This is a genomic window from Endozoicomonas sp. OPT23, from assembly GCF_009653635.1.
GTDB lineage: Bacteria > Pseudomonadota > Gammaproteobacteria > Pseudomonadales > Endozoicomonadaceae > Endozoicomonas_A.
Genome location: NZ_PPFD01000002.1, coordinates 149905 through 171162, shown reverse-complemented (window position 1 = coordinate 171162; position 21258 = coordinate 149905). Strand labels below are relative to the sequence as shown.

Sequence of the window (21258 nt, the reverse complement as noted above, 5' to 3'; positions counted from 1 at the left end):
TATGTTGCTGAAGAAAAGCGGTTATGCCGGTTCAACTTGCTCGGCCAGAACATGCTCAACAACTGATGTTTTAGTAATATTGTCGTGTACTGGACAACGGGCGCACACGGTATCAAGAAACTGTTTTTTCTCTTCAGTTGTCAGATCCGCATCCATACTTGCGCTGACATGGAAGCTTTGAAAACCTGCTCGATCGTCTGTCGTCTTCCCAGCCAGTACTGCTGTATTCAGTGCCGCTTCAACCGTTACATCAATACTTCTAAGGGTAATCTTCTGCTGTTTAGCAACTATACGGGCAATGCTAGCCACACAACCACCCAACGAGAACAGGAAAAATTCAAGAGGTGTTGGGCCTTCATCATTACCACCAGCCACTTTTGGCTGGTCAATCACAGCCAGATGATTGCCAAGCTGAGCTTCAATGCGACAGGAGTCTGTCATTCTGGAAGTAACGGAAAGTGTTTTATTCACAGCCATGATTGAGAGCCTGCAACATAAGAAAAACCAAATATTAGCACTTGCTTATATTGCAGGCTAGATAACTTCTACCTCTGCATAATTTTTATTTTTCTTTCATGTTTACAGGCTTCCTTAATTTCACCGATCTGCTTTACACTCCTGTGAGTGCCTTTCTCTCTGGCTTCTTTATAAGCATTACAGTCTCCAAACATAACTGTGAGCCTCTTCACTTCCTGAGATTCACAGGTCAGTTTGGCTCTAAAATCTGCTTCTGGTAGAAACTTATAAAAGCCCGCTAATTCAGCTTCAGCTAAGACACTTGAGATCCTGTCCCTTTCACTCTTATCCAGAAGATAGTAGTAGAAGTGGTGGTCTCTCAAGGGAGTCATCGAACATTCTTTTTTACGATTAATCTTATGGGCATACCACTTTAACGCTCTATCCTCTTCGGACATATGTTCAAACGCGACCAGATTTTTTCTGCCCAATGTTTTTTCAAGAATTCTACGTTGCTCTTTAAACCAGACATTTTGATGTTTCAGAATTTCATTATCTTTTTCACGAGGAGTCATCTGGCTGAATACTTCAGGAGAAGCGGCCCCTTCAATCTGCCTTTGCAAGATCTGTCTTTCAACAACCTGAGATGCATATCGAATGGCAAGTTTTCTCTCGTCGATTCTTCCTCCCCGTATCACATCGAGACTTTCATCAACTGTCAGTGTATTTTCCAAACGCTGCTCGACTGACCAGCTTAAATACTCCTGATGAAATCTGTTGTGATGAAGATAGGCACATTCAGAAAGAACGTCATCAAGTTGTTTATGGGTTACCTCACCTTCTTTATCACTCATTGCATTGAATGCAGGGCAAACTTTAACTACATCCAGCGACAATCCAAATTCAGGTGGTATACAGATTAATGATTTACTATCTTTTCGTTTGATCATCTCTCTAAGGCTTGCCACTACAATATGCATCATGTATGCATCAAACTTCTCTAAATTCTCATTATAAACATCTGTAAACTCATCATCTCCAGCCACCCTCTTACCTCCGGTATAAATTAATTCTGATTTCATCTCAGACAATTCACACTTACCCTCAGCATTGAGGTGAAAGGAGACCAGTTCCTCAATTTTTTCTGAAAATGGCAGGGCTTTGTAAGTATACTCCTTAGTTTTAGACAACCATGTAATCAACTCAGTACGTTTATTACGAAGCTTCTGTTCAGCAGCATCAGAAGAAAAACCTGACAAAGCCAATGAACTATAAATATCCCGAAGCTTTTTATCAGAAATATACGCATGATAGATATCTGAGTCTTCAGCCATTTCAAGAACACTACCCACCTGCTCTTCTTGAGACAAAGACACGAAGTCTTTCAATTTATTTTCAGCTGCATCGATTTTTTTCTGATGGGCTATATCTCTTTGCTTCTTCAACTCTCTATTGGCATATATATCACTGAATTTTTCCAGATATACCAGAAATTCATCAATTTCTTTTTTGTTTTTTTCATAGACACCCTCAACTGCACTTAGCGCAATAGCCGCTCCTTTCGCTTCATATAAATACAAAGTGTTCAGATAACTAAGGTGCCATGCATCTAGAATACTGTCTTCAAAAAAACCAGCGCGGATTTCAGTCGTACTGAAAAACTCTTCAAGACTGGTTTCAGGTTGATTCCATCGGTGATATTGAACCATGAGATTCCTGCCAAACCAGCTCAGCTTTGCAGCTTCAACAGGGAGCACCCAGAAAAGATGCTTCAAATGTTCAGGAAGGAAATACGTAGTGGACAGAGGAAGGTGAAGATGGACAACTACACCAGTAAAACCCTTAAGGAACTTTAATAGAGACATTAATGAATTTGCCCCCCCCTGACTGCCAGATGCAGCTGCCTTATTTTTATCATCTGGCTGATTGGGGTCCTGAGGTGGTTCCTGATCAGATTTATCACTAGGTGAAGTAATATCATGCTTTTCTTCACTCCCACCTTTACCCGTTATTTTATTCCATACTCCCCGTGCACCATCGACTACTTTTTTTCGTTTTGTTTTTTGTTTTCCGGCATCTTTTCCATTACCAGCATGACTTCTCGGTGCTGGAGTGATTACATTTTCAAGGCTAATTGGAAGTTCAATGGGTATCGTCCTTTCTGTCCCCAGTTCCTCTTCATTATGACTTCTTGCATTTTTGATCTCATCTAGAAGAGACCTTGTCTGGTTGTGTGCTAACTCTGGGATGTAACGTCCTGTAGGAATATCTACTTTCTCATGATCTTTCAAATCGATACGAATAGTATGAATTACTGGATCATATCCTTCACTGCTCGTAAAACAGGGGAATGTTGGATCAATTTCCTGTTGATCGGAACTATTTTCTGGAAACCCTGCATCATCTGGAACTCCTTTCCCTATAAAAAACCAGGGAATGCGATCTTCTGGTTGAGCAAGCTCGGCATAAGCCATCATCAGCTTCAACTTCCCACAACCAAAATGGGACTTTCTTTCCAGTCCCGGATAATCATTAATAAAAGAACTCAACACCTGACTCTGTTGATGGTACTCCTGTATTTCAAACAGCAACCATTCTGACGATGTTCCAGGTATTGCTATAGCGCCTCTTACCGTATCCAAGGATTCAATCTGTGCGGATGAGGAAAAAGACACAGTCAAAAATGACAAGAAGAATGAAAAGGCTATCAACCTGTTCATTAACTTTGAACAAATGTACTTCATAAAACACCACTTATTCCATTCTATTATTTTATTATTCAGGCATCAGAGATATAAATAGAGATTAATAATAGCAGCGTTTTATCAAATATCTATTAACGTAAAAATTTAAAGTTAATATATATTCACAATATTGAAATAATACGAACCACACATAATTTTCCAAAATAAGAATCATCATTAAAAGAACATTAAGTAAGAAGAACTTTATTGATAAATAACCTAACCCGGCACATTATTAACTCACTCTATTCACCAGATTCGATAAACTAATACTTTGTCGTTTATTGTCAGGATAGAATTACATAAAGGTATCTCATCCTGATTAAATAATGCTGGTACTACTGTCTTCTATTCATGGTCTTCTTTTGAAAATAGAACTCAATATCGTGGACCTCAGTATCCTGGACAGTACCACCTTTTATTTCCTTAAAGCAGGCTTTGCTGAGGAGTCATAAACTGATGATCAAGCTACTATCGGCCAGTTTAACCAATACCATTGTTACAGTCGTTTTTGTATTCAGTACGCTACTCACGTCCTCTCAGGCTAAGGCATTCAAAGACGATGAACTGGTTCTCTGGGTCGGTGGAGACAAAGCCTATAACGGTATCAGAGAAGTCGGAAAGCTCTTCGAGGAAGATACCGGTATCAAGGTCAAAGTTGAAATTCCGGAGAAAATAACCGATCGCTTTCAGCAATCAGCCGCTTCTGGCAGCGGCCCGGATATTCTCTTCTGGGCTCATGACCGTTACGGAGAGTGGGCCAAAAGTGGCCTGCTGGCTCCAGTCAGACCTGCTAACTCATTCAAGAAAAAAATCGACAATATTGGCTGGCAAGCCATGACGTACAACGGCAAAATTTACGGTTACCCCATTTCACTGGAAGCCATCAGCCTTATTTATAACAAGGATATTCTTCCAGAACCGCCCGCTTCTTTTGAAGAAATGTTCCCACTGAAGGACAAACTGGCAAAACGCAAAGGCGGCTCTGTCACAACTATTATGTGGGATCAGATTCAGCCCTACTTCACCATGCCTCTGCTTGCTGCTAATGGTGGCTATGTGTTCAAACAAACCTCTACGGGTTATGACGTGAACAAAACAGGCGTCAACAACGCTGGTGCCATGGCCGGAGCAAAAATGCTGACCCGGCTGATAGAAAAAGATGTGCTGCCCAGAGGCGTGGATTACGGCGTAATGGAATCCAGTTTCAACAAGGGTGAAACTGCAATGATGATCACCGGTCCCTGGGCTTGGGCCAACCTTGAGAAGAGTCGAATTAAAGGTAAAAAACTTAACTACGGTGTCGCTCAACTACCCAGTCTCAATGGCAAGAGGGCCAGAGCTTTCGTCGGTGTCTGGGGAGCCACATTAAACAATGCCAGCCCCAATAAGGCTCTGGCCAAAGAATTTCTGGAGAATTATCTGCTGACCGATGATGGACTCAGAACCATGAACAGCGACGTACCTCTGGGCGCTGTAGCCAATAAGAGTTACATGAAAGAGCTGAAATCCGACCCTCGTATTCTCGCTACCTATGAAAATGCCATCAATGGTCTGATCATGCCTAATGTTCCGGAAATGGGTAAATTCTGGGCCGCTATGAGTGCAGCACTGCGGAACATTACTTCAGGTCGCCAGAATTATCGACAGGCACTGAATGAGGCGGCTAAGCAGATCGTTAATTAGTAACGACAGAGCTGTGATTTTATCTAGCTTAATCTCCCAGCTCTGCTTCTGACTCTTTCAACCTAAAGTACTCAGGCATACGAATTCAGAAGCTTTTTGCCCGCCTGCGCCGGGAAAACGCAATTTAATATTCGATCGGTCAACACACTTAACTGTTGGATGTAGTGTCATACTGACAGTAATTTCTGGAGGTTCTGCCCATGGCGGCAGCTACAGAACAACCAGCCAGCTCCCCTTTGAAATGGCTTGCATGGGGAGCTATTGCTGCCATCGACCTGATACTACTCTATGGTGTCACATTAATGTATGCACAGGGCGAAACCGCTTTTGCCCTGGTTATCGTACTCGTTGTCTGCTCAGGTACATGGGTTTTTATCAGTGCCAAAGGTTATAACTATCGTTATGTTTACCCCGCTATCCTTGGCGTCTCTACTTTTATCGTTTTCCCTCTGATTTACACAGTCAATGTCGCTTTTACCAATTACAGCTCTAATAACCTGCTGCCACTGGAGCGGGTCAAGGAGATACTGCTGAGCAAGACTTATCGCATCGAAGGTGAGTCTTACCCATTCAAGGTTTTTCAATCAGACAACCAATATAGAGTTGTTTTTATCCCCAGCGAAACAGAGTTTCTGGTATCACAGCCTTTTACTGAAGAATCCGAACCTGCTCTTATCTCGGCAAAACTGCAAAATACCATTCCTGATGGTAAGGAACTGGCTTTTAGAGAAACGATAAAGCTCAGGCAGCTTCTGAAAACTCAGGATGTAAAACTTCCAAGTGGGCTTCAGTTGTCCATGATAAGCCTTCGAAAGTTTGGCCCTATGGTGGATATATACCGGGATATTGGCGGTAATATTCTTCAGGATGTTCGCAATGGTAACAGGTTGATTCCTGACTTCAGTGTTGGCTACTTCAAAGAAGTGCCCGCCTATTTTGAAGGCGAACTGAGTGAGGCGGAAAGCGTAGGCCCCGGTTTTGTGGTTTACAGTGGCTGGGATAATTTCACCCGGGTAATCACCGATCCAGGTATTCAGGGGCCGTTTCTACAGATTTTTATCTGGACCACTCTCTTTTCATTACTGTCAGTCATCTTCACTCTGATCATTGGCCTGCTGATGGCCTGTCTGGTGCAGTGGGAGCCATTAAAGGGTAATGGTGTCTATCGCCTGCTTTTGATACTGCCTTATGCAGTTCCTGCCTTTATTTCTATTTTGATTTTCCGTGGCCTGTTTAACCAGAATTTTGGCGAGATCAATATGCTGCTAAACCTGCTGTTTGGTATAGAGCCCGAATGGTTCAGCAATGAGTTCCTCGCCAAAACCATGGTCGTTATTGTCAATACCTGGCTCGGCTACCCCTATATGATGATCTTGTGCATTGGTTTGCTGAAGGCTATTCCAGGTGATCTTTATGAAGCCTCTGCTATTGATGGTGCAACGCCCTGGCAAAATTTAACCAGAATAACGGTGCCGCTGATTATCAAACCATTGATACCTCTGCTGATTGCCAGCTTCGCCTTTAACTTTAACAACCTTGTACTGATCGCTCTCCTGACCGGAGGTGGTCCTAATATCATCGGAGCAACCGTTCCTGCTGGCGCTACCGATATTCTGGTCAGCTATACATTCCGCATGGCGTTCGGACAATATGGCCAGGACTACGGACTGGCTTCTGCCATTGCCACCTTTATTTTCCTTATCGTCGGCACTATAGCCTGGGTCAACCTTCGGGTGACCAAGCGCATGGTTGAGTGAGGAGCAAACGACAATGATGGTTCAACCAAGAAATCTGGCCTCTCGTGTCTGGGTTGCCAGAATCTTTATGATCCTGTTTCTATGCCTGATCATGTTTCCTTTCCTGATGATCATCTCGGTGTCATTCCGTTCAGGTAATTTTGCAACCGGCAGCCTTATACCTGACACACCCAGTCTTGAGCACTGGTACCTTGCTTTTGGCCTACCCTGGGAAAATTCAGACGGCACCATTACCGACCCACCTTTTCCGGTACTGCTCTGGCTCTGGAACTCCATTAAAGTGGCCTTTATTTCTACGACAATTATTCTGCTGCTTTCCACAACCGGAGCTTATGCCTTTGCCCGACTTAAATTCAGGTTTAAGGAACATATGTTGACCGCCATGATGATTCTGCAGATGTTTCCGGCAGTACTGGCGCTGGTAGCTATCTATTCGCTGTTCGACAAACTGGGTGATTACGTCCCGTGGCTCGGGCTTGATCACCTTGGAGCTGTCACTGTCGCCTACCTTGGTGGTCTGGCACTGCATATCTGGTTGATTAAGGGTTACTTTGAAACCATCGATAATTCACTTGAGGAAGCTGCCGCGATTGATGGCGCAACACCCTGGCAAGCATTCAGATATGTTCTTCTGCCTCTGTCCGTGCCCATTCTGGCCGTGGTATTTATTCTTGCCTTTATCGCCACGGTTGCAGAATACCCGGTTGCATCAGTACTGCTGCAAAGCATGGATAACCTGACTCTGGCAGTAGGTTCTCGTCAGTATCTTAATCCACAGAATTATCTCTGGGGTGACTTTGCAGCAGCTGCCGTACTTTCCGGGCTGCCTATATCAGTCATATTCCTGTTCTGTCAGCGCTGGATTGTCGGTGGGCTGACGGCAGGCGGCGTCAAAGGCTGAAGAACCCAAAGTTTCAAGCTGGAGCTGGGGCTGAATAGCTCATAGCGATGTTCACTAACGGAATCCACTATGGCTGAAGTAAAGCTTGTTAATGTTTCCAAAAGTTATGATCAGGCTGCAACCTGGGTACTGAAAAATATTAATCTGAATATCGCTGAAGGGGAATTTGCCGCTTTCATCGGCCCCTCTGGCTGTGGAAAATCTACGTTATTGAGAATGGTCTGCGGCCTGGAAGAGATAACCTCGGGCGAACTGTTCATTGGCGGCGAAAAGGTTAACGACTGGCCTCCTAATGAACGTGGTGTTGGCATGGTGTTTCAATCCTATGCACTCTACCCTCATATGACAGTCGCTGAAAACATGGCCTTCGGCCTGAAACTGGCAAAAGCGGATAAAAGCACAATCGACGCCCGGGTTCAGGAAGCCGCAAGTATCCTTCAATTGGAACCACTGCTGGAGCGAAGGCCTAAAGCCATGTCCGGCGGTCAACGACAAAGAGTTGCTATTGGTCGATCTATTGTTCAGCAACCACGTGTTTTTCTCTTCGACGAACCTTTATCCAATCTTGACGTAGCACTCAGAGTCCAGATGAGACAGGAACTGTCTCGACTGCATCGTAAACTGCAAACGACATCTGTCTATGTTACCCATGATCAGGTTGAAGCCATGACACTGGCTGACCAGATTGTAGTGCTCAGCCCACTTCAAAAAGGAGCTGACTCAAACCTGGAACAGGTAGGGAAACCTCTTGAGCTTTACCACCGCCCTGCCAATCTGTTCGTAGCCGGTTTCATCGGCTCTCCAAAAATGAATTTTTTTGATGGCACTCTTGAAGAAGCAGGAGAAGAGCTGAGTAGAGTAAAACTGGGCAGCGGAGAGATCATACAGGCTTACGTCAATACAGCGTCCATCAAAAAAGGTGATGCTGTTGTACTGGGCGTTCGCCCTCAGGATGTTATAGCTGAAACCAATAGCGATAACGTTGTAACAGGTAAAGTTGTCGCGCTTGAAAGGCTTGGTGCTGAGTCTTATATCTATATGCAGCACGACTGCATCAGAGAGCATTTCACGGTTCGTGTGGAAGACTGCCATCAACGAGATGAAGGTTCAGCCATCAATATCGAGTTCCCTGCCGAACTCTGCCATCTGTTTAATGCACAGGGTGTCGCTTTTGAGCGAACCCGGGTACCTGAGTTTGATTAAGAACACTCGAATTTGAGAGCACCTGGATTTGAGAGCACCTGTATTTGATTAAGGTAAGTTGTAATGTCTGATCTGGCCCGTATAGAAACACTGGCTGCATTTTATGGTGTATCTGGAGAGTATTCCGACTGGGCCGGGAATCCGGTCACAGTACCCACTGAGTACAAAATTCCCATACTGGAAGCTATGGGTGTTGATGTTTCCAGCGATGAAAACATCACCCGCAGTTTTCAGGACCGGCTGTTATACGACTGGAACCAGCTTATTCCCCCCGTGGTAGTAATGACTCAAGGTCACTCAAGTCCGGTTCCTGTTAACCTGCCCGCCGACAAGCTGAACGTTCAGCTGAAAGGTGCGCTGGAACTGGAAAATGGTGAAACACTGCCTTTAACCGTAGACACAGCAAAGCTTGAAACCGAATCGGTTCAGACCGTAGAAGGCACTGAATACCATAGATTAACCTGGCATTTACCGGACAACCTTTCCCTTGGCTACCACCAGCTCAGTCTCAAGGAAAGAACACTGAGCGCTGACACTCTGGTGATTGTCACACCTGAAACCTGCTATGAACCCGGTGAACTGACACAGGGTACAAAAATCTGGGGAAGCAGTGTCCAGCTTTATACCATAAGAACCGAGCATGACTGGGGAATGGGAGACTTCAGCAGCCTTAAGTATCTGGCAACGGAACTGGCTGCACAGGGGGCGCATATTGTTGGACTCAACCCCATCCACTCCCTCTACCCGGCCAATCCTCACCATTGCAGCCCTTACAGCCCCTCCAGCCGTAACTTTATCAACCCTCTTTATCTGGATGTCACCGCCATTGCTGATTTTCAGGAGTGTGAAGCGGCACAGAAGAAATTCAAAGATAAGGGGTTTCAGGAACTGCTGTCACAGGCTCGTGCGGAAGAGTTTGTTGACTATGGACTGGTTGCTCACCTGAAATATCAGCTGCTTGAAGTTCTGTTTGAACACTTCACTACACACCACCTTGAACCAGAATCAGCCAGAGCGAAAGAATTCAAAAAATACTGTGCCAGCCGTGGCGACAGCTTAAAACGACACGCTCTGTACGAAGCTATTTACGCCCATTACAAAGCCATTGATTTCAATAACTGGGGCTGGCCATGCTGGGAAGAATTGTTTCAGCAGCATGACTCTAATGCGGTTAATGAGTTCGCCAGTCAAAACCAGCATCAGATTACCTATTATATGTACCTGCAATGGTTGTCTGAATTACAACTGGCTGAAGCTCAGCAGGCTGCACTGGAAGCAGGCATGCTGGTCGGCATTTATCGGGATCTGGCTGTTGGTGTTGATAGCGGAGGTTCTGATGTTTGGTCTAATCCTGACGTTTACTGCCTGAATGCCGGAGCAGGAGCACCACCGGATGCCGTTGCTCCACAAGGACAGAACTGGGGCTTGCCACCTTTTAATCCTGCTACTCTGAAGCAGCAGAAGTATGCGCCGTTTATTGAAATGGTACGTGCCAATATGAGCCACTGCGGGGCGCTCCGTATTGACCATGTCATGGGTCTGCTCAGGCTCTGGTGGTGCCCTCAGGGCAAAACTGCAGACTTCGGTGCTTACGTTTATTACCCCCTCGATGACCTGCTGGGTATTATCAAGCTGGAAAGTCTTCGGCATAAATGTCTGGTCTTTGGCGAAGACCTGGGCACCGTACCACCGGAAATTAAAAAGGCACTTCCACCAGCACGCTTCTATTCCAACGAAGTTGTCCTTTTTGAATGTCTCGGTGACTACTTCACCAGACCTGAATCCTTTAAAAGCGTCGCCCTGACCTGTGTCAGCAATCATGATATTCCTACCTTCAAAGCCTGGTGGGAATGTCTTGATCTTAACCTGCGTCACCAGCTCGACATTTATGACAGCAACAAAACGGAGAGTGAAAAGGTCAATCGCCACAAGGAGAAAACGGCACTGTTAAGAACCATGATTGAAGCAGGCGAAGCACCTTGGGGTATGAACCCGAATGACATTCATACGATGACATTTTCCAGAGATCTTTTTGAGAAGCTGCATTACTTTCTGGCACGCACTTCATCGCGCATTATCAGCATTCAGCTCGAAGATATTCTGGAAGTTGAAACGCCTGTCAATATTCCAGGTACCAGTGACGAATACCCTAACTGGCGTCGCAAGCTGACCAGTAATCTTGAATACATATTCAGGGACAGTGAAAACCAGATGTTCTTTCAAAACATTTCTATTATTCGTAAAGATTGATACAAGCACTTGGCTTAACCACTGCCAATCAAAAACCAGTACATGAAAGTGATAGTCTGTGCTGGTTTTCTTTTTACATACTATGCCCAGTTAATGCTGCCTTGAATTAACCCCAAAAATCCGTCTTTTTAAATCTGTAATTCATGGACATTTCATCAAAAAATATTTATTCAAAATCAAAGTGAAATATTGGTTTTTACATTTTCATGCAAAATTACTCTTCTTGAATAGATAACTTCATATAAAAAACCTGAAATACAGTAAGAAAGACAAAATACCTTCTCAGAAAAAATGCTTAAGATTTTTGCTGACTTCAACGCCTTGGTCTAAATTTCTTGAGGGTATGTCGCAAGGACAAAGAAATTTAAGTCAGAGTCTTTGCCAGCGCCATGATTACTCTCTCCGAAGCAAAGCCATTTTCTGCAGCGCTCGGCGATGTACGACAAAACTCTCACAAGGTAATTGACCATGATTCGGAAACAGAGGGTATTACCAGCTCTGGGTCGCACTATTGGAGCTATTTCCCTGGTTTCGTTGTCTACGGCAGCATTAGCTGTCAGCGGTATGGATCTCGATTTTCACGGTTACGCACGCTCCGGGATCGGCAGTGCTGCCAAGGGTGGAAAGCAACCATGCTTCAAGGCGGCTGGGGCACCTGCCAAGTATCGCCTGGGCAATGAATGCGAGACCTATACTGAATTGAAACTGGGGGCCACTCTGTTCGATGAAGATGACGTAAAGTTCTACCTGGATACAAATGTCGCCTATAAAATTGATCAGCAAACAGACGTTGAACCTACCCAGCCTTGGCTCAGAGAAATTAACGTCAAGGCAACCAATTTATTTCCAGCCCTCCCAGGCTCTTCTATCTGGGCGGGTAAACGGTTCTACCAGCGTCACGATATTAACATAAATGACTTCTACTACTGGAACCTTTCCGGCCCAGGTGCAGGTATTGAAGATATTGATCTGGGCTTTGGTAAACTCGATGTAGCCTGGATCAGAAACCAGAATGGAATGGTTTATAATGTTTTCGATGACTCAAAGTATAAATACAATGATACGAAAATCACCACTGACATTCTTGATGTCAGACTTAACGATATAAAAATTTCCAACAACATTTTTCTTGAACTGGGTCTGGACTACGGCTCAGGGAACCCTCCAGATAAACTGCTCATCGAAGATAGCTCCGGCACAGGTATGAAGGCCGAGAAATTCGACAAGGGTTTCTTTGACCGAAATGGCTGGATGCTTACTGCTGAAGTGACACTGACTGACTTCTTTGGTGGCTTTAATAAACTGGTTGCCCAATACGCTACTGATGGTATGACAGGACCTGGAGTCGGAGCTTCAGGTTCTTATATGCAAAATACCAGTTGGTACAACGGCAACAAGCTGGCGCGGGTCATGGATTTTGGTGTGATCTCCCCAATGGATAGATTGGAAATCATGTATCTGCTTGGTTGGACACAAGTAGAGTATGATGATGCTGCAAGGAAATTTAATGGCATGAAGGATGACAAACGCCAGTGGACTACCGCAGGAATTCGCCCTGTGTGGAAATGGAGTGACTATACCAGTACTGCAATTGAAGTGGGTTATGACAAAGTAACTAATGCAACCTCCTCAATGGGAGAAGGTAATAAAAGCAAGCAAGCTAACTTTGACAGCCAGTTGACCAAATTCACTGTCGCACAGCAATTCCATCCTAAATTTGGAGTCTGGGTAAGGCCCGTAATCAGAGTGTTCGCTACTTATGCAGATTGGGAAACACCTGACAAGGTGATGGCTCCTCCAGTAGCAGATCCTTCTAAGGGTACTCCTACAAAATGTGGCACTGCCGCCGTTACTGGAGAGCAATGTAACGCTTTAGGATTGGAATATTTCGACACTCAAACAGGCCCTGGAGATATCACCAACGCCTTCGGCAAAGACTCCACAGGCTGGACCTATGGCGTACAGTTTGAAGCCTGGTGGTAAAAACGCTATCTGACTTAAACAAATAGTAAGTCTAAAACCGAAAGTCTCACCACTTTCGGTTTTGTTTATTTTTTAACCAGCTTTGCTTGAAAGGCTGTTAACTTGGCTCTGATGAAACCATCCCAAACTTAATCCCAAGGTTATCCACAGAGTTTGGGGATAACCTCAACAAACGTACAACACATTGGGAGCATAGCTTTCATTGCATGGTCAGTATTATAATCCTGCGCCGCTATTGATAACTGACTCTGGTAGAACATGTCTGGTACTTCTGACCTATCCACAGATACTCCTTCAGAAAGCTATAACAACCGTTTCGGTGGTACACGACGACTGTATGGTTCCGAGGCTGTAGAAAAATTACGCCAGTCCCATGTTTGTGTCATCGGTATTGGCGGAGTCGGCTCCTGGGCTGCAGAAGCTTTAGCCAGAACAGGTGTAGGTTCTATCACCTTGATCGATCTGGATGATATTTGTGTCACCAATATCAATCGTCAGCTCCATGCTATGACGAGTACTGTTGGTCAGTCCAAGTGCGAAGTGATGGCAGAGCGGATTCGACAGATTAATCCCGATTGTCAGTCCCATATCATCGAGGACTTTATTTCCGAAGATAACCTTCAGGAACTGATTACTCATGATTTCGACTATGTTCTGGATGCTATCGACAGCTTCAGGGTTAAAGCCGCTCTGGTTAATCACTGTAAAAGAAATAAAATCCCTATCATTACTACTGGTGGCGCTGGCGGTCAGGTAGATCCAACTCTGATTCAGATTACAGATCTCGCAAAGACCTGGCATGACCCGTTAACCAGAAAGGTGAAGAGTCATCTTCGTGACTATTTCGGGTTTTCAAAAAACACCAAGCGGAAGTTTGGTGTCGAATGCGTATTCTCCAGCGAACAGGCTGTTTATCCACAGCCTGACGGTACCGTCTGCCAACAGAAACCCGATAACCTTGGGTCAACAAAAATGGACTGTGCCAGCGGATTTGGTGCAACAACTGTAGTAACTGCTACCTTTGGGTTTGTAGCTGTTTCACGAATTATTAAAAAACTGACAGTCAGGTAAAAGAAATATTCACCAATGGTTAGACAATGGCTGCTGATAAACCTGTCCTTGATAAATACAGATTTATTGAACACGAAATTTCAGTAGCCCTGTTTCCACTCTTCGCTATAGGCCTATCGTTATTTTCCTGGCAGAATCCGGCTTACTTTCAGCCACTTCAAGATTTTATTCCTGCAGGTCTCAGCCTGATTATGCTGACTATGGGCCTTACTCTCAGTTGGCATAGTTTTATTGCTCTGAAATCTCAACTCTCCGCAGTAGTGGCTGGAGTCTGTCTGCAATTTATGGTTATGCCTGTGGCTGGATTACTGATTGCAGAAATCACAGGGTTGCCTGAAAATTTTATGATCGGAATGATATTGGTTGGAAGCGTAGCCGGAGGGACTGCCTCAAACGTTCTATGTTATATAGCCAAAGCTAGTGTTGCGCTCTCTATTGTCATGACTAGCTGCACGACGTTGCTGGGCTGCTTTCTGACGCCTTTGCTCATTGGACTTCTGACAGACACAAAAATTGGTGTCGATACACCGGCAATGATGTTCAGTCTGATGAAGATTGTTCTACTCCCCGTATCACTGGGTATTTTTCTCAATGGCCTGTTTCATCATCGAATCGGAAGTCTCCATGCTGGGCTACCACTGTTATCCGGCGTTATCATTGCTCTGACTATTGCAACTGTGGTTGCCATAAATGCAGATACTATAAATGCAGAGGCAATGGCTGAAACAGGTTTAGCTCTACTCTCTGCGGTTATCTGCCACAATCTGGTTGGTCTGACTCTGGGTTACCAGGCTGCCAGACTTTTAGGTCACGATAAAAAAACCTGCAAGACCATTGCTATCGAAGTAGGTGTTCAAAATTCAGGATTAGCAGTCGTTCTTGCTCATAAGTTCTTCTTATCGATCACTGCTCTACCAGCCATATTCTTCAGTATCTGGCATAACATCAGCGGCATTATCCTAGCCATTTACTGGCGAAGAAAGTCAAACTCATCATCCATTTCAAAACAGGGCTGACTTATATGATGTACTAGACTGTGATCTCCTTCTCTGATGTTGCAGGCTTATCATGGGAATCATCAATACTATTGCTAAACCACTTCATACTTTTCACCGAAGATCTGTTTTCCTGCTTCTGAGCACTGCCAGTATCAGCTCTTTGTCGTATGCACAAATGGCTACCAATGAAGAGCTCAGAGCATTAGCCCTTTGTGGTGCTACACAAAATGAATCCGTGTTTGTTCGCGCCTCTGATAATTTACAGGATTTGATTAATGCTAATGGTGCAAGTAAGAAGTACCTGATTCTGGAAAACCTGTCTCTCACTGGACAGTTAATGGTTAACCCAAATTCTGCCGGTCAGGTTCCTGCAACAGGTACAATTGAGATTTGTGCCGCTAACAATAACAGTCAGATCGCTAGTAATCCTCCCAGAATACAAGTCAGCTTTTCTGAACCCATTGCTCCTTCGGGCGACGACTCCGAAGCCCCTTTTATACTTGTTCCGGATGTGAACGATGTATCGCAACGCTACAATGTGCTCTTGAAAAACCTGGTGATGTTCGAAGACTCTGAAGATGCCTTCCTGTTGTGCAATGGCTACGATGCTCAGGTAGAAATACAGAACAGCAGACTGATCAGTGGCGATCGCAGCAAGAAGCTTATACAAGGTTTTGACACCGATTTCACTCTGACCAATGTCACAATTTCAGGTAATTATGACTACGGCATGAGGCTTGAGGGCGGTTCATTAACGGGAAATGACGTTGCTTTCACTCACACCCCTGCAGGCCTGAGATCACTTGCCGGCGTACAGGTTAACCCAAGCCTCAGAATTGCGTCTTCCCCTGTGAGTATCACCTTGGAGAGCAGTGAGTTTTTATCTCTGGATCGGGCAGTCGAAATCATTGGCGGTGCTAACTATCCGGTTACTTTGAGTACTCCAGACTCAAGACCAAACACCTGGTACATCAATAATGCTGACCAGGACATCTCTGAAGAAGCTCGCGTCTCAGGCATTCACACTGGCAGCCTGTCATGGGGTGAGAGTGTCAACAACCTCATCAGTGGCGCATCGAAATTGTCAGCCTCAATGTTCAGCGGAATTGTCATAGTACTTCTCACAGTATTTTCTATGTGACTTGACTGCACCTCAGCAATAGCGGTGCGCAATAGAGTCTACTTCAGAAATAATAGCTCTGAGCCCATTGCCTCGTGACGGGCTCAGATGCTCCATCAAACCCAATCGATTAAGCCATTGGTTCACTATGCTTTCAGAAATATCATTGGCCTTTAATCCATTCACAGCTGACAGAACTATTGCTATCAAACCACGGATAACACGGGCATCGGAGTCTGCGGCAAAGTGCAGAGATAGTGTCTCTTCATCATAAAAATGGTGCAACCAGACATTACTTTCACAACCATGCAAACGGTTATCGTCGTTTTTCAAACGATCTGGCAGTGCCGGTAACACTTTTCCCATCAGCATGATTTGACGATATTTATCCTGCCAGTTTCGTATTTTCAACAGTCGCTCTTCAATGACCTGTTTTGACAGTTCGGAGCCTTCTTCACCGGGCATCTCATCGAAAATGGCAGGAAGAACCTCAAGCTCATTGCTGGCAACCGTCTCATGGTTAATCACTTTCTTAAGAGCATTCACAAAACGCTCAACATCTTCTTCCGTATTGTAGATAGAGAAGGATGCTCGAACTGTGCCCGGTAAACCAAGGTGCTCCATCAACGGCATGGTGCAGTGATGGCCTGTTCTCACCGCAACTCCCTGCTGATCCAGTAACAGGCCTATGTCCTGATTATGAAAACCTTCTACCAGAAAAGACACAACAGAAGCTTTACTGCTCGCAGTGCCTATCAGCCGAACCTCAGGAATCAGTGACAGTTCCTGTTCGGTTTTCAGGCGAAGCTTATTTTCATGCTCTGAAACTTCAGCCATATCGAGACCGGTGACAAATTCAAGAGCAGCAGCCAAACCAATAACACCAGCAATATTGGGCGTTCCTGCTTCAAACTTAAAAGGCAGGGTATTAAAGCTGGTTCCGGAGAAACTCACTTTTTTAATCATCTCTCCACCTGACTGCCAGGGTGGCATGACTTCCAGCAGTTCTTTTTTACCGTAGAGAACACCAATACCTGTGGGTCCAAAAACCTTGTGACCCGAGAACACATAAAAATCACAATCCAGAGCCTGAACATCAACCCGAGTATGAGCGACGGCCTGTGCACCATCGATCAGAACTTTAGCGCCAATAGCTTTAGCTTCCCTGATCAACAACTCAACTGGATTAATCGTTCCAATGGCATTGGATACGTGAGTGACTGCCAGCAGCCTGGTTCTACTATTCAGCTGATCACGGAAGCTACCGAGATCAAGCTCTCCCTGTTCCGTAACAGCAATCACCTTGATCACCGCACCGGTTTGCTCAGCCACCAGTTGCCAGGGAACAATATTGGCGTGATGCTCCATCGCTGACAGTAGAATCTCATCCCCCTGTTTCAGCTGACTTCTGCCCCAACTCTGAGCCACCAGATTGAGTGCTTCCGTCGCACCGCGAGTCCAGATAACTTCATCAGAGCTGCCAGCATTCAAAAACAGTTTTACTTTCTCACGAGCTTCTTCAAAAGCTCTGGTCGCCTTACCACTCAAATAATGTGAAGCCCTGTGAACATTAGCATTGCTCTCGCGGTAGTAGCGATCAACCGCTTCGATAACGCACTCAGGCTTTTGAGTAGTGGCAGCATTATCCAGATAGACCAGTGGCTGCCCGTGAGCCTGTTGTTGCAGAGCAGGAAATTGGGCGTTTAATTCTGGAAAAGACTTCATGACGTGAGGGTGAGCCTGACAACGATTTGAGAGAAGCGACTATTTTATAACAGAGTTCATTTTAAAGCCTGTTTCAAAATAGACCCTAAGTCTCAGTGAACATTTTCCATTGGCGAATGTCCAAACCCTGTGTTATACCTACACAACACGTATTAACCGTAGCTAATTTCAGTAGAATGAACTGAATTTGAATAGCTTAAGAATTTACAGCGAGCCCAGAACTGTCATGAGCTTTAACCCCATCAGCAACCTTATTCTGCTACTAGTCGTGGTGATTAGCATCTCCGCGCGGGGTTCTGTGGGCTGATAGAAAACACAGAAGAAAAACCCCCGCACCGAAAGGTCCGGGGGTTTTTTTGTATTTGGGCTTAAGAAAATTTTCAAACACTTTATTGAGGAATACAACATGCTAGCTCTGAACATCGACAGCCTACTGATTATTGCCGTCACTCTTGTCCTGGCTCTACTGGTCGTCGGTGTTCTTCAGCAGTTGCAGGCTTTTCTCCAGAATAAGCGCATGGCCCGTCAAACCATCATCTGCAAGGAAGCGAACACTCACTTTCAAGGACGAGGACGACCCAATGAATGGCGCTAACGCACTGGTACAAAACCTTTCCCGAAGAGGGGTTCGCCATGTATTCGGTTACCCCGGCGGAACTATCATGCCGGTTTATGATGCACTTCTTGATTCCGATGTTGATCACCTGCTCTGCCGCCATGAACAGGGCGCAGCCTTTGCTGCCGTTGGTTATGCTCGCTCCAGTGGCAAACCTGGCGTTTGCATTGCTACATCCGGACCCGGTGCAACCAATCTGATCACCGCACTGGCGGATGCCATGCTGGACTCCATTCCTGTTGTGGCCATCACTGGGCAAGTTCCAACCAGCTTAATGGGCACTGATGCTTTTCAGGAGATGGATATCCTCGGAATGAGCCTTTCCTGCACCAAGCACAGCTTTTTAGTCACTGATCCTGATGATATCTGCGAAACCCTCAATAAAGCCTTTGAATTGGCCTGTTCCGGCAGACCCGGGCCAGTTCTGGTCGACATTCCTAAAGACGTTCAATTGGCGGAAGCCCGATTCCAGCCACCGCTGAGTTCTGTTTCAACCTTTCAGGCTTTTGAAGAATCACCAAAGATCACAGCAGCCAGAGAAATGATTAAAAACAGCAGGCAGCCTGTAGCTTATGTCGGTGGTGGCGTAGGTATGGCTGACGCCGTTGAAACATTGAGAGAGTTTTTGAACACCACAGGAATGCCCAGCGTCTGCACATTAAAAGGCCTCGGGGCAGTACACCCGGACAGCCCTGGTTACATGGGTATGTTGGGAATGCATGGTACGCCAGCCGCCAATATGGCTGTTCAGGAATCGGACCTGCTGATTGCCATCGGCGCACGTTTTGATGATCGGGTTACTGGCAAACTCGATAGTTTTGCACCTAACGCCAAAGTGATTCATCTCGATATTGATGAAGCCGAATTCGGCAAACTAAGACGTCCGGAAATCACGTTAGGTGGCTGCCTCAAACAGAACCTTAAGAGTCTTACTGTATCCACCCAATGTGAACAATGGTTGGAAAACTGTCAGGCACGAAAATCTGAAAGCGGAAACTACAACAAACCCGGTGACGATATTTATGCCCCCTTGCTGCTCAATCAATTATCAAAAAGATTGCCTGAAAACTCTGTAGTGAGTTGCGATGTAGGCCAGCACCAGATGTGGGTGGCTCAGCATATGACCTTCACCCATCCAGCTAACCACCTTAGCAGTGGCGGTCTTGGCACTATGGGTTTTGGTCTTCCGGCTGCTATCGGCGCGGCTACAGCTCGGCCTGAAGATACCGTTGTTCTGGTGTCCGGCGATGGTTCTTTCATGATGAACGTTCAGGAACTGGCTTCCATAAAAAGGAAAAAACTGCCGGTGAAAATTGTGCTGCTGGATAACCAGCGTCTTGGCATGGTGAAGCAGTGGCAGGAACTTTTTTTTGATAAACGCTACAGCGAAACCGACCTCTCCGACAATCCGGACTTTGTCACTCTGGCCAGTGCCTTTGATATTCCCGGACGAATGATTACCCAGCGGCAGGAAGTGCTTCCTGCCATGGAAGAGATGTTGCAGGCCGAAGGTGCCTGGATTCTTCATGTCTGCATCGATGAACGTGAAAACGTCTGGCCACTGGTGCCACCCGGAGCCAGCAACCACGAAATGATGACGCAAGAGCCAACAACCAGCGAGCAATCAGCATGAGCGCAACAATTAACGCAGCTATGAATACAGCTATAAGCACTTACAGTCTTGATATCCATTGCTATAAAAAGCCTGAAGTGGTTGAGCGACTGCTGAGAGTGGTCCGTCATCGTGGTTTTTCGTTGGACCAGTTTTCCATGAGTAGCTCCCATTGTGGCAATCATCTTCAGGCCTGTCTTCAGGTCAGCAGTCATCGCCCTGTTGAACTGCTAACTGCGCAGCTAAATAAGCTCTACGATGTCATCGAAGTACAGAAGCCTCAAGTGACTTCGGTTTCTGTGAAAGCGGGCTTATGGTCGTAGTAGCTCTTGAATCAGGTCTGTCATCATCAAGCAACAGGCCTGTTCCAGGATTCAGTATTGAGTGTTTCATTTAAACACCAATCGGGTACACTGAATTTATGCGCTCTATCTACAAGCATGGATGACCGCTATTACCGTCTTCGTGTTTCGGCCAACTGATAGCGCTGTAAGGAGGGTCCATGAGTCATAACAAATATAAGCAACTGCAGGATCTCGTCGACAACTATCTGGATTCGGAATTATCCGCCAGAGAGTATGTTGAAGCCTGCGTTGATTCGGGAGATATCACTGCCGCTGAGGCATTGAAGCTACTGTCTGTGCTCAGGGAAGCGCAGTCTGTGACATTCAAGCTGTCCGAAGTTGCCGGGGAATTTGATGACCTCGGCCTGCATATGGCCCTGACCCGAAAGGGTGAGGAATACGTTAACGACAAACCTCTCTTTACCATTTCACTGGATGAAAGCCTTGATCCTGATCGCGAGGAGGTTATAGAACTGCTGCAAGGCTTTGCCAAAGACGTTGCTGTGCTAGCCACTCAGGCAGAACCTGGTGATGCTGAAGCAATCGATCCGGAAACCGAAGCTCCGGAAGAATGGCTTGATCACCCTAACATCCTGCCTGCCAGTGACACCCGTCACTGATCATTATTTAACCACCCAAATACTTCCATGACACCTGGGTTAGCCAGGTGTCAGCATTTTTTTGTAACCTGAAAACCTCTTCCAATGAAGCCTGCCTTTCTACCCACCTGCTCCGCGCCCCTTGAAATATATGAATTGAGCATTAATTAATACATTACCAATCATTTAAACG

Annotated in this window: 16 protein-coding genes; 13 read left to right on the top strand and 3 right to left on the bottom strand. The window is 45.6% G+C overall.

Annotated elements, in window-relative coordinates; translation table 11 throughout:
- Positions 1-21 precede the first annotated feature (21 nt).
- Complete coding sequence (locus EOPP23_RS02630) at positions 22-477, bottom strand: OsmC family protein (protein ID WP_153764435.1); 456 nt, start codon at positions 475-477, stop codon at positions 22-24.
- A 68-nt stretch (positions 478-545) separates the two neighbouring features.
- A complete protein-coding gene (locus EOPP23_RS02625; RefSeq protein WP_153764434.1) occupies positions 546-3098 on the bottom strand; it encodes a hypothetical protein in 2553 nt (850 codons plus the stop codon).
- Between the two features lie 561 nt (positions 3099-3659).
- Here EOPP23_RS02625 and malE point away from each other — a divergent pair.
- From malE to EOPP23_RS02580, 9 genes are all read left to right on the top strand, one after another.
- The gene (gene malE, locus EOPP23_RS02620; protein ID WP_153764433.1) at positions 3660-4886 is read left to right on the top strand and encodes a maltose/maltodextrin ABC transporter substrate-binding protein MalE; all 1227 of its coding nucleotides are present in this window, start codon (positions 3660-3662) and stop codon (positions 4884-4886) included.
- A 200-nt stretch (positions 4887-5086) separates the two neighbouring features.
- Positions 5087-6643 carry a maltose ABC transporter permease MalF gene (malF, locus tag EOPP23_RS02615; RefSeq protein WP_153764432.1) on the top strand — a complete coding sequence of 519 codons (1557 nt, stop codon included), beginning with the start codon at positions 5087-5089 and terminating at the stop codon, positions 6641-6643.
- A 13-nt stretch (positions 6644-6656) separates the two neighbouring features.
- Entirely contained in the window at positions 6657-7544 is an 888-nt protein-coding gene (gene malG / locus EOPP23_RS02610) for a maltose ABC transporter permease MalG (protein WP_153764431.1), read from the top strand.
- A gap of 69 nt (positions 7545-7613) precedes the next feature.
- Positions 7614-8747 (top strand): ABC transporter ATP-binding protein, encoded by a 1134-nt coding sequence (locus tag EOPP23_RS02605; RefSeq protein WP_153764430.1) that lies wholly within the window; start codon positions 7614-7616, stop codon positions 8745-8747.
- Between the two features lie 63 nt (positions 8748-8810).
- The gene (malQ, locus tag EOPP23_RS02600; protein ID WP_153764429.1) at positions 8811-10997 is read left to right on the top strand and encodes a 4-alpha-glucanotransferase; all 2187 of its coding nucleotides are present in this window, start codon (positions 8811-8813) and stop codon (positions 10995-10997) included.
- A 468-nt stretch (positions 10998-11465) separates the two neighbouring features.
- Positions 11466-12980 (top strand): maltoporin LamB, encoded by a 1515-nt coding sequence (gene lamB / locus EOPP23_RS02595; protein ID WP_153764428.1) that lies wholly within the window; start codon positions 11466-11468, stop codon positions 12978-12980.
- Positions 12981-13238: 258 nt separating this feature from the next.
- Positions 13239-14051, top strand: coding sequence for a tRNA cyclic N6-threonylcarbamoyladenosine(37) synthase TcdA (gene tcdA / locus EOPP23_RS02590; protein ID WP_153764427.1), 813 nt, complete (start codon positions 13239-13241; stop codon positions 14049-14051).
- A 26-nt stretch (positions 14052-14077) separates the two neighbouring features.
- A complete protein-coding gene (locus EOPP23_RS02585) occupies positions 14078-15067 on the top strand; it encodes a bile acid:sodium symporter family protein (RefSeq protein ID WP_153764426.1) in 990 nt (329 codons plus the stop codon).
- Positions 15068-15119: 52 nt separating this feature from the next.
- The gene (locus tag EOPP23_RS02580) at positions 15120-16190 is read left to right on the top strand and encodes a hypothetical protein (RefSeq protein WP_153764425.1); all 1071 of its coding nucleotides are present in this window, start codon (positions 15120-15122) and stop codon (positions 16188-16190) included.
- A gap of 12 nt (positions 16191-16202) precedes the next feature.
- Here the strand turns inward: EOPP23_RS02580 and EOPP23_RS02575 are convergent, their stop codons facing one another.
- Complete coding sequence (locus EOPP23_RS02575; RefSeq protein ID WP_153764424.1) at positions 16203-17894, bottom strand: SufS family cysteine desulfurase; 1692 nt, start codon at positions 17892-17894, stop codon at positions 16203-16205.
- A gap of 406 nt (positions 17895-18300) precedes the next feature.
- Here EOPP23_RS02575 and EOPP23_RS02570 point away from each other — a divergent pair, with 406 nt between their 5' ends.
- The 4 genes from EOPP23_RS02570 to EOPP23_RS02555 all read left to right on the top strand — a co-directional run bounded on the left by EOPP23_RS02570 (position 18301) and on the right by EOPP23_RS02555 (position 21086).
- Complete coding sequence (locus tag EOPP23_RS02570) at positions 18301-18489, top strand: hypothetical protein (protein WP_153764423.1); 189 nt, start codon at positions 18301-18303, stop codon at positions 18487-18489.
- Entirely contained in the window at positions 18476-20143 is a 1668-nt protein-coding gene (ilvG, locus tag EOPP23_RS02565; RefSeq protein WP_153764422.1) for an acetolactate synthase 2 catalytic subunit, read from the top strand. Before EOPP23_RS02570 ends, ilvG begins: the two co-directional genes overlap by 14 nt.
- A complete protein-coding gene (gene ilvM, locus EOPP23_RS02560) occupies positions 20140-20445 on the top strand; it encodes an acetolactate synthase 2 small subunit (RefSeq protein ID WP_228550539.1) in 306 nt (101 codons plus the stop codon). The genes ilvG and ilvM overlap by 4 nt, the downstream gene beginning before the upstream one ends.
- Before the next feature lie 179 nt (positions 20446-20624).
- Complete coding sequence (locus tag EOPP23_RS02555; RefSeq protein WP_153764421.1) at positions 20625-21086, top strand: hypothetical protein; 462 nt, start codon at positions 20625-20627, stop codon at positions 21084-21086.
- Positions 21087-21258 lie beyond the last annotated feature (172 nt).

Excerpts from the sequence above, each read along its gene's own strand:
- malG (WP_153764431.1), top strand. The coding sequence starts at position 6,657 with ATGATGGTTCAACCAAGAAATCTGGCCTCTCGTGTCTGGGTTGCCAGA.
- EOPP23_RS02570 (WP_153764423.1), top strand. The coding sequence starts at position 18,301 with ATGCTAGCTCTGAACATCGACAGCCTACTGATTATTGCCGTCACTCTT.
- lamB (WP_153764428.1), top strand. The coding sequence starts at position 11,466 with ATGATTCGGAAACAGAGGGTATTACCAGCTCTGGGTCGCACTATTGGA.
- malQ (WP_153764429.1), top strand. The coding sequence starts at position 8,811 with ATGTCTGATCTGGCCCGTATAGAAACACTGGCTGCATTTTATGGTGTA.
- tcdA (WP_153764427.1), top strand. The coding sequence starts at position 13,239 with ATGTCTGGTACTTCTGACCTATCCACAGATACTCCTTCAGAAAGCTAT.
- malE (WP_153764433.1), top strand. The coding sequence starts at position 3,660 with ATGATCAAGCTACTATCGGCCAGTTTAACCAATACCATTGTTACAGTC.
- malF (WP_153764432.1), top strand. The coding sequence starts at position 5,087 with ATGGCGGCAGCTACAGAACAACCAGCCAGCTCCCCTTTGAAATGGCTT.
- EOPP23_RS02580 (WP_153764425.1), top strand. The coding sequence starts at position 15,120 with ATGGGAATCATCAATACTATTGCTAAACCACTTCATACTTTTCACCGA.
- ilvM (WP_228550539.1), top strand. The coding sequence starts at position 20,140 with ATGAGCGCAACAATTAACGCAGCTATGAATACAGCTATAAGCACTTAC.
- EOPP23_RS02575 (WP_153764424.1), bottom strand. The coding sequence starts at position 17,894 with ATGAAGTCTTTTCCAGAATTAAACGCCCAATTTCCTGCTCTGCAACAA.
- EOPP23_RS02630 (WP_153764435.1), bottom strand. The coding sequence starts at position 477 with ATGGCTGTGAATAAAACACTTTCCGTTACTTCCAGAATGACAGACTCC.
- EOPP23_RS02585 (WP_153764426.1), top strand. The coding sequence starts at position 14,078 with ATGGCTGCTGATAAACCTGTCCTTGATAAATACAGATTTATTGAACAC.
- EOPP23_RS02605 (WP_153764430.1), top strand. The coding sequence starts at position 7,614 with ATGGCTGAAGTAAAGCTTGTTAATGTTTCCAAAAGTTATGATCAGGCT.
- EOPP23_RS02555 (WP_153764421.1), top strand. The coding sequence starts at position 20,625 with ATGAGTCATAACAAATATAAGCAACTGCAGGATCTCGTCGACAACTAT.
- ilvG (WP_153764422.1), top strand. The coding sequence starts at position 18,476 with ATGAATGGCGCTAACGCACTGGTACAAAACCTTTCCCGAAGAGGGGTT.